The organism is Candidatus Absconditicoccus praedator (assembly GCF_021057185.1).
In the GTDB taxonomy this organism is placed as follows: Bacteria; Patescibacteriota; Gracilibacteria; order Absconditabacterales; family Absconditicoccaceae; genus Absconditicoccus; species Absconditicoccus praedator.
Map to the genome: position 1 here is coordinate 243,890 of NZ_CP054059.1, position 16,084 is coordinate 259,973.

At 30.0% G+C, this 16,084-nt stretch carries 15 protein-coding genes; 6 read left to right on the forward strand and 9 right to left on the reverse strand.

All coding sequences use genetic code 25. The features are described 5' to 3' along the window. Window positions 1-132 precede the first annotated feature (132 nt). Entirely contained in the window at window positions 133-1,266 is a 1,134-nt protein-coding gene (locus HLG78_RS01125; RefSeq protein WP_231178657.1) for an NAD(P)-dependent malic enzyme, read from the forward strand. On the opposite strand, the gene HLG78_RS01130 is transcribed toward HLG78_RS01125, so the two are convergent. From HLG78_RS01130 to HLG78_RS01145, 4 genes are all read right to left on the reverse strand, one after another. Then, window positions 1,244-1,984, reverse strand: a complete 741-nt coding sequence (locus tag HLG78_RS01130; RefSeq protein ID WP_231178660.1) for a DUF4143 domain-containing protein — start codon at window positions 1,982-1,984, stop codon at window positions 1,244-1,246. The two genes, HLG78_RS01125 and HLG78_RS01130, sit on opposite strands and share 23 nt — an antisense overlap. A gap of 111 nt (window positions 1,985-2,095) precedes the next feature. Continuing rightward, the gene (locus HLG78_RS01135) at window positions 2,096-2,926 is read right to left on the reverse strand and encodes a snapin/pallidin family protein (protein WP_231178662.1); all 831 of its coding nucleotides are present in this window, start codon (window positions 2,924-2,926) and stop codon (window positions 2,096-2,098) included. A gap of 144 nt (window positions 2,927-3,070) precedes the next feature. Next, window positions 3,071-3,835: a M48 family metalloprotease gene (locus HLG78_RS01140; protein ID WP_231178664.1), complete on the reverse strand. Its 765-nt coding sequence runs from the start codon at window positions 3,833-3,835 to the stop codon at window positions 3,071-3,073. A 119-nt stretch (window positions 3,836-3,954) separates the two neighbouring features. Next, window positions 3,955-4,446 carry a hypothetical protein gene (locus tag HLG78_RS01145; RefSeq protein ID WP_231178666.1) on the reverse strand — a complete coding sequence of 164 codons (492 nt, stop codon included), beginning with the start codon at window positions 4,444-4,446 and terminating at the stop codon, window positions 3,955-3,957. A 141-nt stretch (window positions 4,447-4,587) separates the two neighbouring features. On the opposite strand from HLG78_RS01145, the gene HLG78_RS01150 reads away from it, so the two are divergent. Further along, on the forward strand, window positions 4,588-7,143 hold the full coding sequence (locus HLG78_RS01150) for a PH domain-containing protein (RefSeq protein ID WP_231178668.1): 2,556 nt from the start codon (window positions 4,588-4,590) through the stop codon (window positions 7,141-7,143). Between the two features lie 103 nt (window positions 7,144-7,246). Next, complete coding sequence (locus HLG78_RS01155; RefSeq protein WP_231178708.1) at window positions 7,247-8,029, forward strand: FkbM family methyltransferase; 783 nt, start codon at window positions 7,247-7,249, stop codon at window positions 8,027-8,029. A gap of 17 nt (window positions 8,030-8,046) precedes the next feature. Here the strand turns inward: HLG78_RS01155 and HLG78_RS01160 are convergent, their stop codons facing one another. The 3 genes from HLG78_RS01160 to HLG78_RS01170 form a co-directional block, all read right to left on the reverse strand. Further along, window positions 8,047-9,246, reverse strand: coding sequence for a hypothetical protein (locus HLG78_RS01160; protein WP_231178743.1), 1,200 nt, complete (start codon window positions 9,244-9,246; stop codon window positions 8,047-8,049). A 148-nt stretch (window positions 9,247-9,394) separates the two neighbouring features. Continuing rightward, window positions 9,395-9,742 (reverse strand): hypothetical protein, encoded by a 348-nt coding sequence (locus HLG78_RS01165; protein WP_231178744.1) that lies wholly within the window; start codon window positions 9,740-9,742, stop codon window positions 9,395-9,397. Window positions 9,743-9,850: 108 nt separating this feature from the next. Next, complete coding sequence (locus HLG78_RS01170; protein WP_231178745.1) at window positions 9,851-10,771, reverse strand: DMT family transporter; 921 nt, start codon at window positions 10,769-10,771, stop codon at window positions 9,851-9,853. Between the two features lie 182 nt (window positions 10,772-10,953). Here HLG78_RS01170 and HLG78_RS01175 point away from each other — a divergent pair, with 182 nt between their 5' ends. From HLG78_RS01175 to HLG78_RS01185, 3 genes are all read left to right on the forward strand, one after another. Then, window positions 10,954-11,727 carry a 3'(2'),5'-bisphosphate nucleotidase CysQ family protein gene (locus HLG78_RS01175; protein ID WP_231178746.1) on the forward strand — a complete coding sequence of 258 codons (774 nt, stop codon included), beginning with the start codon at window positions 10,954-10,956 and terminating at the stop codon, window positions 11,725-11,727. 349 nt (window positions 11,728-12,076) lie between these two features. Further along, a complete protein-coding gene (locus HLG78_RS01180) occupies window positions 12,077-13,132 on the forward strand; it encodes a Fic family protein (RefSeq protein ID WP_231178760.1) in 1,056 nt (351 codons plus the stop codon). 146 nt (window positions 13,133-13,278) lie between these two features. After that, the gene (locus tag HLG78_RS01185) at window positions 13,279-14,820 is read left to right on the forward strand and encodes an oligosaccharide flippase family protein (protein WP_231178761.1); all 1,542 of its coding nucleotides are present in this window, start codon (window positions 13,279-13,281) and stop codon (window positions 14,818-14,820) included. Window positions 14,821-14,825: 5 nt separating this feature from the next. Here the strand turns inward: HLG78_RS01185 and HLG78_RS01190 are convergent, their stop codons facing one another. Together HLG78_RS01190 and HLG78_RS01195 are read right to left on the reverse strand one after the other, a co-directional pair. Next, entirely contained in the window at window positions 14,826-15,098 is a 273-nt protein-coding gene (locus HLG78_RS01190; protein WP_231178762.1) for an STAS-like domain-containing protein, read from the reverse strand. 4 nt (window positions 15,099-15,102) lie between these two features. Further along, on the reverse strand, window positions 15,103-15,993 hold the full coding sequence (locus HLG78_RS01195) for an ATP-binding protein (protein WP_231178803.1): 891 nt from the start codon (window positions 15,991-15,993) through the stop codon (window positions 15,103-15,105). Between the last annotated feature and the right edge of the window lie 91 nt (window positions 15,994-16,084).

Sequence of the window (16,084 nt, forward strand, 5' to 3'; positions counted from 1 at the left end):
AAAATCATTTAAATTTTTTATTTTACAAAAACAATTCTACAAACTGTTTATCAGACAAATTATATCACTTTAAAATTAGATAAAACAATTTACTATTAAAATCACAACTATTTAGATAATAAATGAAAACAAATGAACTATTTTGAAGAAAGCCTAAAAATGCATGCAAAAGCACAATGAAAGATAGAAACCAAATCAAAAGTACAACTTGAAAATCAAGATGATCTTAGTACTGCATACAGTCCTGGTGTAGCACAACCATGCAAAGAAATAGCACAAGATCCAGAAAAAATGTATGATTATACTATAAAACAAAATACTGTTGCAGTAATTAGTGATGGTAGTGCAGTTTTGTGACTTTGAAACATCTGATCAAAAGCCAGCATGCCAGTAATGGAATGAAAAAGTATTTTATTTAAAGAGTTTGGCTGAGTAAACTCATTTCCTATTATTGTAGACACCCAAGACGATGAAGAGTTTATTCAAACAGTTAAAAATATTGCATGAGGTTTTGGAGGGATAAACCTAGAAGATATCGCAGCACCAAGATGTTTTTATATCGAAGAAAGACTCAAGAAAGAACTTGATATACCAGTATTTCACGATGACCAACACTGAACAGCTATTGTAACTTTGGCAGGTTTGATAAACTGACTAAAAATTACATGAAAAAATAAAGAAGATATAAAAGTGGTGATCAACTGACTTTGAGCTGCATGAGTTGCTATAGTAAAACTTTTGAATCTATACTGAGTAAAAGACATAATAGTATGTGATAGTAAATGAATCATATCATCCCAAAGACAAGATCTAAACGAAGAAAAACAAAACATATTGAAAATGACAAATAAAGAAGACATACACTGAAGCCTAAAAGATGCAATGGTATGAAGAGATGTATTTGTAGGAGTAAGTGTGTGAAATGCTATAGACAAAGAAGATATAAAATCCATGAACCCTGATCCTATGATATTTGCTATGGCAAACCCTATCCCAGAAATCATGCCACAAGATGCCAAACAAGCAGGCGCAAAAATTATTGCTACCTGAAGATCAGACTACCCAAATCAGCTGAACAATGTGCTTGTATTTCCAGGAGTTTTCAAGTGAGCACTGGCAAACAGAGTAAATGATATTACAGACCAAATGAAAATAAATGCTGCTACTTGACTTGCCAACCATATTGAAAATCCAAATCCAGACTATATAGTACCATCTCCTTTAGACAAAACTGTTGCAGATACTATTGCAAAATATATTGTTTAGAAGTTGACGACAAAAGCCTCACTCATTCAAAAAATCAACTGTCAAATGGTCTTATTACTGCCTTTTGGCAGTTTTTTTGTTGGGAAAAATTTTTGATAGTTGATATATCTTTTTTTTCTAGCTTTTTCTTGAGCTTGATTTCAAACGCTCACATAAAATTTTTATCATCTACAACCAGATCTATTTCTTTATTGTACTCATCATGCCAGTAGTACATATTTTCAGGCTTTACTCACTGCATTACAAACTGTGAAATCACAAATCATTCAAATAAAAATCAATCATCATGCCTATACTCAAGTCACAAGAAATTATTTATACTAAAATTCAAAATTCAATTATCCAAAAAATAAATTTTCATATCTCACTCAAATCAATAAGGTTTCAGTATTATCAACAATCAATAATTCTGCATAATATCCAATACTTCCTGCACATAAGATCAATCAACAGATAAATAAGAAGATATGTCTGAAATTTTTATCCTTTGTCAGTTTTTCTGTCACACAAAAAATAAGATTTCATCAAAAAATTCTATTCACAATAAGTTTTTATAATTTTGATAAATACTACTCAAGTAGTTTTTTCTATCAGCAGTTCAGTTATGCTGATAAACTTTTTCTATACTTCACCATACAACATACTCCTCAAAAGCCTCTCACACTGATATAGAAAACTTTCCCAAAAAATCATTAAAAGACAATTTTTGAAGCCTCAAAAGCAATTATTAATTAATAAATAATCTTAATTATAAAAAAAATTAAGTAAAAAATCAATAAGAAAACCCGCGAGGATACCCCGCGGGTTTGATTACAGCAGCTCAGCTGCATTAGTCGTCCTCAGGATCGCAATCCATCACGAAATCGCGACGATCCTTCGGAATGTTGTGGTTGTAGGTTGCATGCCACTCAGCAGCCCGCTCGGTGTAAGGATGCGGGTACCACTTGACATCCACCATGGAGTCCCCTTCCACTCCGACACCATAGCCATAAAGGACCATGTCATTGCCCTCGTAGCTGGGCATCGGAGCAACGGCGAAGACCTCAAAGTCTCTCACCGTAGGAGTGGCCTTGAGGTTCTTGCCCACCGCATAGCAGGCTTCGACTTCTTGACCGTTCGTAAACTCGACATCGAAGCTTCCCTTGCCCTCACCATCGAGCTGAATGGAGGAAGTAGCAGCCTGAAGACCGAAGCTGTAGCCCTCCAAGCGAGCCACGGAAGCATTCATTCGGTCTTCCAGAGAGCCCATCTCTTGCCGAATTTCCCGAAGCTTCTCCCTGGCCTCATCGCTCATGCTGGCCGATTGATTGAAATCAGCAAGCTGAGCTTCCATCTTTCCGAGGGCTTCTTGAAGCTCCCCGAAAGAGGGACCATCGGGCCGACTGAGCAGTCGATCAGCACTCTGGAGAGTCTCGGCAAGCTTGGGAGAGATGTCATTGATCTGCTCAACCAGATTGTTAACCTTCTCCACCACCTCCTGCTCGGAAGTGGCCTCACCGACGACCCAGGCCTTGTAATTGGCCTGAGGAGTCAGGGACATGACTTCGATATCTGCTTCCATATCAGCAGGCATCGAGTCAGGAGTTTCTCCTTCGTACGCCCACAAAGAGCTGGAAACGAAGAAGAAGAGCACCGCAAGAATGAACGTTTTGAGTTTCATAATTCACCTCCTAATGGAAATCAACCCAACCTATGGGATGCATACTGTTGATAATTATTTTAACAAAAAAATCAATAGATAATATATTTTTTTCAAATATTACACTAATTATAAATTATTGTTGACATATTGTTTTTAATATGTTTAGTATGGGAAATCTTTACAGTCTTGAAAGTCAAATTCTTCTATTCATATTTGTTTTTTGATATTTTCTATCCTAGTAGATGTCATAGGATGAGTAGAGAAAAACTCTTGCATTTTCTGATAATATCAAGACTCTTCATCAAAAAAGCCTAAAGCACAGGCAGGATCAAGTCCTTTGTCTTTGACAAATTCAATACCTTTGTTGTCTGCTTGGATTTCCATTTCTTTGGTTACAAAATTTCACATCAAATTTCCAATTCTTGTCAGATCTACACCTATATCATAGCCAAAATACCTCAAAGCCATCATAAAAGGAAACTGGGTAGTAAACATTCTCAAAGGATCCTGATTTACTACATGTCATTTTTCATGACCTATCACAAAAAGCAACTCTTCCAGATATTCCACTTCTTCTAAAAGTCATCTGCTAACTGCAATATTTGCACCCAAAGTGGCAAAAGCATTTGCTTGATCTGCTTCCCAAAGATACAAATCATACTCAAAATCATCTAAATATCAATTTACGATTGATTTATCAAACTCCTGATATTCTCATTGCATCATCATAAAATCACCAAAAATTTCTTTTTCCTGCTCCAAAGAAATATTTTTTACTATAAGATATGAAAAAGCATAAAAACTTCAAAAAGCCAACCCAAGAAAACCTAAAGTCAACAAAATCATCTTGAGTCACCACCCCCAATCAGGATTGGTAGGAGTTGCTTCTTTTGGTGTATTTATAGGTAACTCTACTTTTTTGTTCATAAAACATCTTGGTTAACAACCTAAAATTTATCTCAATATAATGATTTTTTGACAAAAATACAAATTTTTTTATACAAAATAAAAAGCTTCCAAGAAGAAAACCTCTTGGAAGCTAAAGCCTACTGACACCTTTTTACAACATTTAATATTTGCTGCTTACCTCCTCTTAGATCAAGAGTTACCTGGGTTAGATTACCAACTTGCACATAGACGAAATTCTCCATCAAACCATTATCAAAAAATGCAAAAACATCATCTTCATTTAAATGATTTGATACACCCAATGCATGACCATTAAAAACCTTAAACCATTGGGTGTGAGTTGGGAAATCATCGCCTCTAAATCGATATACTACATTTCCATAAACACTTTGTTCATAAACCTCTCCGGTACCAACATAAAAAGCCAAGAACTTATAATCTGGACCTACTTCGCATTCATAGATAATCCCCACAGATTCATCAGCTATAGACTCACCCACGGCTCTATAAATCACACTATTGTTGCTGTGATTTTCTACTTCTGTATAAGCCCAACTTAAGACAGAACCAGAAGCATTAGAAATAGAAACAAAAGCCAGAACAATGAAAACAAACAAAATCCTAAACATCGGTCAACACCTCTTTTCAGTCAGCAGTAGACAACACAATATAACATATTTTTTCATAAATTCAAGACAAAAATTGAATCTTGATTTTATTTGCAAAAAATATATACAATTAAGGTAAATTTATATTTAATAAAGATTAAAATGAATATCAAAATCCAATGTTCTGAATGCTGAAATGAGTTTGATATCAAAGAAGCAAATCTTGGTAAAAATGTAGAATGCCCAAAATGTTACAATATATTCCAAGCAAAATTTGAGGATGATATGCTTCCAGAAACTCAAATTCAATACACAAAAAATCAAATTTTCAAGCCAAACTTCAAAAGTTTTATGACTCTATCCCAAACAACTCCTACTTTCTTATTGTGGTTTTTTGGGATAATGTTTTTAGCCGGAGTTGTAGGATCTGCCTTCCAAACAGAGTTAGTATGAATTTTGATAGTATGAATTGTTTGATTTTTGATAAGTCTTTGATTACTCAAAGTAATATACAACAAAGAAAGATATGAGATAAGAGACAAAAATATAATTTATTGATACTGAGCTCTTTTTCATGACAATGAAATCCAACTAAACATAGACAAAATTGTACAAGTTAGAGTGATACTTGGATTTTTCCAGTACAATATATTTGGGACATGAGACATCAACATCAAATCAGCATGAAGCTGAACTACAAACATCACAATCCAAAATGTAAACAATCCACTACAAGTATACAACCTGATACAAGCAAGCATGAGAGAAAACTGATTTCATCTTAGCAAAGAAAAGTTAGTACAAGAAACTGCACCTCACAGACTTGGAGTCCTCATAGATGTTACACTAAGATATCTTGGTTGAGTTGGTTTCTGAATATTTGTTTTGTTTGATATAGTAAAAAAAATCATTGAAGATTTTGGATATACAGTACTGGTTTTGTGAATATTGGTGCTGGTTGCTATACCTGTCATACTCACCTATCTTGACCTAAAAAGAAGATATTATAGAGTATACACCGATGCAGTATTTTTTTCTGACTGATTCCTTACCAGAAGATATAGTTTTATACCATTTGAAAATGTTTCGGACACAGACAATCAGCAAAATTTTTTGGAAAAGATTTTTGGTATTCATGATGTTAGAGTAAGCTCTCAATGAAGCAATAATGATGTGATATTCAAAAACATGCTATACTGAGAAACAATGATGGAAAACATCAACTACCTCAAAGACAAAACAATACTTTCTACCAACTCCCAAAAACAAGACTCTACCCAGCAAACCAACCAGCCTACACCACAAGACACAAAGACACAAAAAGATGATTTAATAGGATACCAAAACACCCAAGAAGAAGCATTGGACTATGATCCAGAATTCAAAGACAGCTTCAAAATGAGCCTAACCAAAAACATAATACTTATCCTTCCAACTGTTATTTTTCTTCCTTTATTTCTAATTTTATTGGTTTACAAAGTTATTGCTGTATCTTTTACAAGATTTTATGTGAAAGAAAGTAGCTTAGAAAGTCAGTTTTCTTTTCTTGTAAACAATCATGCAGTTTTCTCTATAGACAAGATAACCAAGGTGACATTTAGAGAAACTATCATAGACAAGATGCTTGGTACATGTAGTATTGATTTCAATTCAATATGAGCATGAAACAACATCACATTTGCTCACATCAAAAAAACTCCAGATCTTTTTGAAAACATAGAAAAAAAACTAGGAATCAAAAATGAAAACCTTATGAAAGAGTTTGAGTTTAAGTTTTCTATAACTGATTATATCAAATCTGATATTATGCTATTTTTGTATTTTATCATTTGAGCTAGCATATTGGGTATTATATGATTCATAGTATCTCCTATTGTTTGAACAAATATACTAATATGAGCCTTGGCATTAGCAGCTATTATAATTGTATGAAAAATAATTTACCTAAGCTACTACTACTCTCCAGGCTGGTACAGCCACAAAATGTTTGCAGACACAATTTGTTCTCATGAATGAATAATAATACAAGAAAAAAAACACAGCCTCAAAAGATATATAAAATGAATAAAAACCACCAAATATCCTCTAACAAATACAGGTAGCATATATATCAATATTGCTGGCGAACAGATAGTAAATACATGACAGTGATGAAAAGTATCTATATCAAACTATATACAAATAGATTTTGTACAAAATGTTTTTGATTATGTAGATCAAGTTGATAGCTTACTTAGCAACACACCACTAGACAAATCTATACTAAAAGAAGACAAACCTTGTCTTTCCAATACTCTAGTACCAGCAGGAATATTTGTAGGAGTGATTGTTTTATTAATATTTTTTGCCACAAATATTGAACTAACATGGTTTGATGGCATCTTTGACAATATCACAAACAATTTGATTTGATTTATAGCACTACTCATAGGAGTAGCATTTCTTGGTATACTAGCATGGTACATCAAAGTACAGTTTTTTAGACTTGAATGATCAAGAGCAATTCATCGTTATTGAATCATATACAAAACCTATCATAGCATAAGATATGAAAGAATTGATTTTGTAGAGTCTTATCAAGGATTTTGGAATAAAGTTTTTGGTAACGGTAATGTATTTGTATATACTCTTGGAAGTTCTGCCACAGAAATGAAAATCTCTGATATAGAGGATTACCAAAACTTTTATCAAAAACTGAAACTTGAAGAAAATCAGTAATTGTAGAGTCCAAAAACATAATTTATAAGTTTAAAAGAAAATGAACTATTACATAAAAAAAATTATTGCTTTATTTAGCATATACTATATGTTCAAAAAGATAATGAAAAAAATTCATCAACTATTTTTTGTATCAGAAAAAGTATTTCCTATAAGAATATGATGAATTAATAAAAAATGCAAAGTAAACAAGTCGGTTCCTTGGATAACTATTTCTTTACAACTTAGATGATATATAGAAAAATGAACTTCTCTTTTTTTAGTCAACAATATCAAAAAGGGTGATGTTTTTTTGGATATAGGGGCAAATTTGGGTTATTATTCTTTAATTGCGTCGGAGTTGGTAGGTGATGAGTGAAAGGTATATGCTTTTGAACCAGTAAAATCAAACATTAAATCATTAGAAGAAAATATTTTACTAAACAATATTTCTAATGTATCAATTAAAAAATTTGCATTATGAAATAAGAATGAACAATTAAATATAAATATAGATGCTAATAATTCAGCTGTAAATTCTATAGTTATAAAACAAGACAAAAATCTATCAGAGAAAATTTCAATCAAGAGATTTGATGATCTTGATATACACAAAGAAAATATAAATTTTGTCAAAATAGATGTAGAATGATATGAATTGGAAGTGCTCAAAGGAATGAAAAACTTATTAGAAAACCAAGATAATTTGAATATAGTAATGGAGTTTTCTCCTTTATTTTTCAAACAAATATGAGAAACTCCAGAGAAAATTATAGAATATATATACAAGATCTGATATTCTACATACAAAATAACTTCAACAGGTCAGCTTAAAAAAATAAATCTTAAAGATTATCTAAAAATCTACCAAATGAATATCCTACTCAAAAAAGAATTAAAATCATAAAAATAAATTAGCAACAATTAGAAAATCTTATTATAATTTTCATTACTTCTTGGGAAAAATGTATTTTCTCAAAACTTCATATCTTGCAATAATCTAACATCATAAGATCAAATTCTATACGAATCCGCAAGTCACTTCTCTACAAGTTCTACAAACTTTTTCACATAATCAATTATCAAATTGGCATCATCAATTTGTTTGTGATCATAAGCTAGTTGTTCCAAAACATTAAGCACATGCCAAGATATTGGATCAGCATTTTCTTTTTGTCATCCAAAAAAAGCAAAATTATGAACAAGTCTTTGAGTTGTTATTTTATCATGCTGTTCTTGTGATCAAGGATTAATACATTGTTCTATGAAAAAGTTTCTCAGCTCTTGAATTTTTATATAAAGCTTGTCAGAGCCAATAGTTCAATCTTCTTTTTTAAGCTCACCCAAAGCAGCCAATATTTGTTGTAGATAATATTTTGGTTTTTCTTGGGGCTGAGGGCCATCTTCGAATTCTACTACAAACCCTACTCCATCGGTTCTATCTGTTCACAAACTTCCAGACTGAGAAGTCCATACAATTTCTGAAACTTCTGGCAAACCGGTTAAATATTGATAAAGATCTTGTCTAAATTTTTTGTTTGCATTCAGAGTTTCATACTCATAAAGTGAAAACAACAAGGACTTTATTTTCAAAGATCACCTACAGACTCTAGGATACTGATTGAGTATTCTTATTGGTTGCTTTCTTAAGTAGTTTTCTGCAATTTTTCTTTCATACATTTTGGAGACAAACTGGATATAATCTACATATTTTTTATCCAAAAATTCTGTTCAATTTTGCTGTAAAAAATGCAAAACATAGCTATTGAATATTTTTGCATAATATCAAAGAAAAATTATCATATTGTTTTGTCATTTGATATAATCTGGATTTTGAGGAGAGTTCAATTCTTCTAATTGCTCTTCTATAGCATTCAATAAATTTTTAAACCTTTTATCTCCCAACATAAACCTTACAAACACATCCTCAGGAGTTCGCTCCTCATATCAAGCCGACCGCATAGATAATTGCCTCGAAACAGCAGGCGAAAGGTAGTCTTCTCAGTCACTAAAAGTTTTTGGAGTTTCTTGTAGCAATTCTACCAAATGCTCAGGAATTTGTGATTGTCAATGACCATCTTTCCTCAAACGTACATATTCTCAACAACTTTCAATAAGTCTCATATCACACTATTTACTTAGAAAATAAAAAAACTATTCACCAAAACAACAAACTGAAATAGCTTATAAATATTTTTATCATAATGTCAATAAAAAAAACCTCCCCAGTAATGGGATAGGTTTTTGGTAAATTGCTGTTTCAAAGCTATTTTTATAAATCTTGTGCTTTTTGTTGCATTTGCTTTGCCTGATCAAGATAATCTTCTACCATTTTTCTACCTTCTTCAGACAAATCATCATTTTCAAGACTAGACTCAAGTTTTTGCACTGTATCAGACAACAGACTAGCTGCTTTCTGTTTTTGGTCCTGTACAGAGTCATCTCTAGTCCTACCTCAATCATCTACATGTCTTTCTCATATCTCATGAGCAATTTCAAAAAGCTTTTCATAAAATTCTTCTGTTATTTCATGAAAAGGCATATCTGTTTGTTTGCAATCTATATGGATATCAAGCATTTCTATATAATTTTGTAGTAGATCTTTGTATAATTTTTGCATTTTTATTGTAAGTTAGTTTCTAAATATTGAACCCTAAAGATTATACACAAATAAAATATTTTTTAAAGAAGTTTTTGTCCCTACAAACACCATAAATCCAATTAATCATTAAATCATAAACAAAACCAACAAAACAAATATCAAAGAAAATATCACATAATCAATTTTGAGGTTTTTTTCTTTGAAGATCAGAAATCAAAGCAAAAAAGAGAAAGCTATCTCAAACAAGGCCAACACATTCAACAAAGCTCAGGCATGATAGTTGTACATAGAAAAGAATGCACTATCACTAAAAACTTCTATAAATGCAAGCAAAAATAATACCAAAATCAAACTTCTTTTCAGGTTTATTGTATTTGTATTTTGTTTGATATAATCAAATCATTTGTAAAAAATTATATACAAAAACAACACCAACAAACCTCATACAATAGCATAACTTTTGAGTTCAAATCAGCTTATTCAGCTCACAGACATATTATAATTTACAGCAAAATACCATACTCAAGCCAAAATACTTGAGGAAAAAGCCAAAAAAAGTCATTTTAGTATATCCTTGTTGTCGTCTTGATAATGAAAATATGCATACAATCAAAACAAAGCAAAAATTGCTATCAAAATAATTTGTTTGTCAAAGCTCAAAAATTCAGCCAAAAACAAATAATTCAAAATATTTGCAAATATAATAGAAAGATTTGATATTAGCACCGCAAGTCAGATATTTATATATCTAAAAGAGTTGATAAGTAGCACATAAGAAAAATAACCTATAGCTCATATATAAGAATAAGTCAAGATACTCCCAAAATCTATCCCATTCATAAAATAGTTGGATATCAGTAGGATAATAGCCGAAATAAATCAAGACACAAAAAGTATATACTCTGATGATAAACTATGATTTTGTAGCTTTTTTATGACAATATTTGTAACAGCCCACAAAAAAGTAACCGGAATTATCCAAAATATTCACATAAGTTTTTTGATAAGATAAACAAAGTTTTTTGAAAATAGGTACACTTTAAGCATTTGTACTTCTAAATCAATAGCAACTCTTTTCAAGCTATTTATAAACACAATCTTTCCAGCAAATTATTACATAACATACTTTTAGAAATATTTGGCAAACAAGTAATCCTAAAGGTAAATTTATTGATATTTTCTTGGTTTTGTATATAAACAAAAACAGATTTATAAATAAAGAAAACTATATGAACAATCTGGAAATTGCCAAACAAGCAATACTACAAGCATGAGAAGAAGTGATGAAAATATACCAAAAAGATTTTAGTATAGAATACAAAGGTGACCAATCCCCTTTCACAGAAGCCGACAACAAAGCCAATGAGATTTTGATTTCACATCTAGAACAAACTAATATCAAAATCTTTTCTGAAGAAATCAAAGACGATTATGAAAGTAGAAAGAATGAAGAATATCTATGGATAATAGACCCTATTGATGGCACCAAAGACTTTATCAACAAAACTTGAGAGTTTTCTTTGATGGTATGATTAATCAGGAAAGATCAGCCAGTAATTGGGGTTGTATACCAACCAAGCGAAGGGAAATTGTATTTTGCTGAGAAATGAAAATGATCATTCTTGGAGACAGATCAAGGAACTCAAGAAATACAAGTAGATTCATCCCAAAAACAAATACTAACAAGCAGGAATCACACTTCACCAGCTGATCTAGAAATCATAGAGAAAGTATGACTAGAAAATATACCTTGTGGAAGTATATGAGTAAAATTATGACTAATAGCAGAATGAAAAGCAGGAAACTACATCAACTTATCAAACAAGTTGTGACAATGGGATGGTTGTGCTCCTCATATCATTTTGGAAGAAGCTGGAGGTAAAGTCACAGATATTTATGGTAAGCAGGTAAGATACAACCAACAGTCTGAAAAGTTAGAAAACTGATTTATTGCCACCAATTGAGTTTTTCATCAAGAAATTTTGGATGCTATAAACAGCTAATTCTTGGACTCTTTTCGAATATAATCACAATTATACTAATTTGTTTGTAGTTTCAAACACAATGAGCAATAACTATTAAAAAATAGATACATTGAGTATGTTTAAAAATTAAAAAATAGATACATTGAAAATCAATAAGTTCAATAAAGAATCAGAATAATCATTTAAACACAAACTTGAAAAATAGCAAAAAACAGCTAAAACTAATAAACATTAAAATCTAAAAAAACCTACAAACTATGAGCGAAAAACTAAAAACCCGATACCTGATGAGCAGTTTAGTTTGATTTTTTTAGGTTTTTTTGTATAACCAAAAAGTTTTAGAAAAGTAATTAATCAAAAATTTATTATGAAAAAGCTACCATTAAATTATAATTTCTTAAAACCCAAAATCATAAAAAAAGTAATTGAAGCTCACAAAGCACTTGCTGAGCTTAATTGATTGTCTCAAAAAATTCCAAATCAAAATATTTTGATAAATTCCTTGTCTTTACAAGAAGCAAAAGATAGTAGTGAAGTAGAGAATATTATTACAACTCATGATGAGTTATATAAAGCATCTATTGATAAAAGTTTTATATCAAGTCAAACAAAAGAAGTTATAAATTATAAAGAAGCTTTACTATTTGGTTTTAATAAAGTAAAAAGCGATAAAATACTTTCAAACAAAGATATAATACAAATTCAAGAAATAATTGAATGAAATAATGCTTGATTTAGAACTCAGATGTGAACCAAACTAAAAAATGACCAAACTTGAGAAACTATATATACACCACCTCAAAACACAGAAGAAATCAAAGATTTGATGAGTAATTTGGAACAATATATAAATAAAAACTTAGAAGATATAGATCCACTTATTAAAATGGCAATCATTCATCATCAATTTGAATCAATTCATCCTTTTTATGATTGAAATGGTAGAACATGAAGAATAATAAATATTTTGTATTTAGTAAAAAATGACTTACTTAATATGCCAATTTTATATTTAAGTAACTATATTATAAATAATAAATCAGATTATTACAAACTATTGCAGGATGTAAGAGACAATGAAGCTTGGGATGAGTGGATTTTGTATATGCTTGATGCAATTGAGAAAACTTCTATAGACACTATAAAGATGATAAATAATATATGGACTCTTATGTGAAACACAAAAAAATCCTTAAAAGATAATTTACCAAAAATTTATAGCAAAGATTTACTTGAAATGATATTTTCACATCCATACACAAAAATAGAGTTTTTGGTTAACAATCTGTGAATACATAGAGAAACAGCTTCTAAATATCTTAATTCTTTAGTTGACAAATGATATATGACTCCGGTCAAAATATGAAAAAATAAGTATTTTGTAAATATTGAATTGTTTGAACTATTAAGAAAATGATTATAATTTCGACACACAACATTAATATGTCGAAAAAATCAAAAAAAATCGACACAAAAAATTCATATGTCGAAAAATTAAAAAAATTACCACACAAACAAAAAAAACAGCTAAAACTAAGAAACATTAAAATCTAACAAAACCTACAAACTATGAGCGAAAAAACTAAAAATCTACTACCCGATCAGACTCTAGCAAGCAAGCTTATCAGCAAGTGATTTTGGCTATATCTTTTTGCTATTTTATGATTACCTCTTGGATATTTTGTCAGAGTAATTCTTTCAAATGATCTTACAGTATCAGAAGTAGGTATCATATACTCTTTGATAGGTCTTATGTGAATATTATCTACTCTAAGCACACTAGGTATTAGCAGTTGAGCTATGGTATATTTCCTGCCCAAATACATAGTAGACAGCAACTCTGACTATGTCACTACCATATACAAGATAGTTAGGTATATCAATATATGAATGACAGCAATTATATGACTTGCATTTTATTTTTTTATACAATATTTTTGAACTACATACATAGAGCACCCAGAAGCTACTGCTATATTATATATTTTCTTGTGAGTATTTTTGTTTTTGAATCTTAGAAAACCAATAGAGTGAATTTATAAAACAGTACAAAATGTATTTGTCCCTAAATTCACTGAATTTTTAAAACAAGTACTAATAAGCATATTAGTAATAAGTTTTTTCTTACTTGGTATATGAGATCTTATAAATTATGGGTATGCTTTCCTTGTATGATGAATTGTTAGCTATCTTATCTATTATTTGGTTTTTAGGTACAAATATTCTTCACAGATTCTTGCCTGAAAGTTTATCAAGGACCAAGAACTTTTCAAAAAGATAATATTTTTCTGAATGTCTGCTTTGATAGCATCCAATGCTATGCTAATCATCAAAAATATTGATCTACAGATGCTTTTGGTAATATGATGAGCAGAAAGTGCTGGTTATTATACCAACTATATGAGCTTGATGGCTATAGTAATGTTTTTCCTTTCTCCTATACTAGGTATACTATTCCCCATTATCTCTGAATTAAAAAGTAAATGACAAATGGATAAATTAGAATTATTACAAGACTTTTTGTACAAGTATTTTATAGTTTTTGCTTTTAGTATTATATTTTTACTGGGAGTGTTTGGTGAAGAAATATCAGTAATATTATTTGGTGAAGAATTTTTGTATAGTGGTACTCTTTTGACTTATCTAGTAATCTTTGCTGTTTTCAAGCTAATCTTTACTATCAACCTAGCAATACTTATGTGAATATGAGAAGCTAAGAAAAGGACAAATATACTAGTAGCTGTTATGATTTTGAATATTATTTTAAATATTTTGCTTATACCTACTCTAGGAGCTTTGGGTGCTGGTATTGCCACAGGTGTCAGCTGGGCTGTGATAGCTATAACAAGTTTTTATTTTGTGTATCAACATCAAAAAATCAATTTTGATTGGTTTTTTTATGGGAAAAATTTATTGTTTTTATTGGTTGTATCAACTATTTATTATCTATTTACCAAAGATATATTTGTGCTAGAAAATGCTTATAGGTGGGAAAATTTATTGTATATAGTGCTTATTTGAGTTTTTACTTATTTGCTAATGTTGGGACTGAATTTCAAAGAAGCCAAGATTTTTGTGAAAGAATTGAAAAGGTTTAGGAAAAGTAAGTAAGAAAATTAAGCAGCTTCCATTTGTCTTCATTTAATTACTTCTTTAATTAAGTTTTTATGAAAATCATCATCCAAATTTGAAATTTTGAAAACTTTTCAGTATTTTTGAAATCATTTTGCAAAAAGTTCATCAGCAAAAGAACTAGATACAAAAGTAACTCATTCAAAATCAAACTCAACCTGAAAATTATCTTTTTCTGCCAACTCAAAAATATCTTTAGCTTGTCTTCTTGCTACCAAAACATTTCAAACTAATTTTTGAAGCTTAATTGTTTTCATTTTTTTAGAATAAATCATCTAAATCATCCATTTCATCTATAGAAACAGGAGCTTTTAAAACTCATCTTTGAATCAAATTATTTATAGTTTCACATCCTATATTACTCATATTAAATTCTATGTCAAGCAATACTCATTTCCAGTATCAGTTTATTTTTTCAAATCCTATTTCTTCACCATTTATTAATTTATAAATATAATTTCAAGACAATATCTTCATTGAAGAATTAGTTGCCTTTAAAATTTCTTTCATTCAATAAAGACCATTTCATTTTCATTCATTACTAGTGGTAATTCACTTATTCATCGCCAAGTGGATAAAATAATCATCTTCTTTGTTTTCATCAAAATAATGACTTCATCTAAATGATTCTTTGAATCAAATACCATTATCAGATATTGAAAAATTAAGTGTTCAAATCTCTTTATATACTTGCATCATAAACACACATCACTTCTTAGAAAAGTCAGCTTGGGAGTGGGTGTCTACATTTCATAACAACTCCCGAATAATCCAATTAAAAGATTTATAGAAATTATCGAAAGCAGAATAGTCAAATTTTAGATTCTTAAGGATATTTACAACTAACTTATCAATATCTTTTGCTTTTTCCCAAATATTTTCATCAATAAGTGTTAGTTTATGTATAGTTGCAATATCATTTTCATTATTATTAAGACAATCTTTTCAAAGTATTTCAAGAAATCAAGATCTATTAAGGTAATTTAATTTAGAATAATCTAAAGCATCAAATCAACTAATTCAGACTTTGTTTTCAGCTGATAAAGATATTAATCACACCAAAAATGAAGGTTTAGAAAAATATTTTGATATATTTATATCATAAATATCATTTTCTAATATTTCTAGTATTTTATCAAGATTTCAATCCATAACACCAAAAATCAACTAAATATTCGTAGTGTTTTTATACAAATGTATATTAATCAAAAATAATAGAAAATCAAGATTTGGTCAAAGAGTT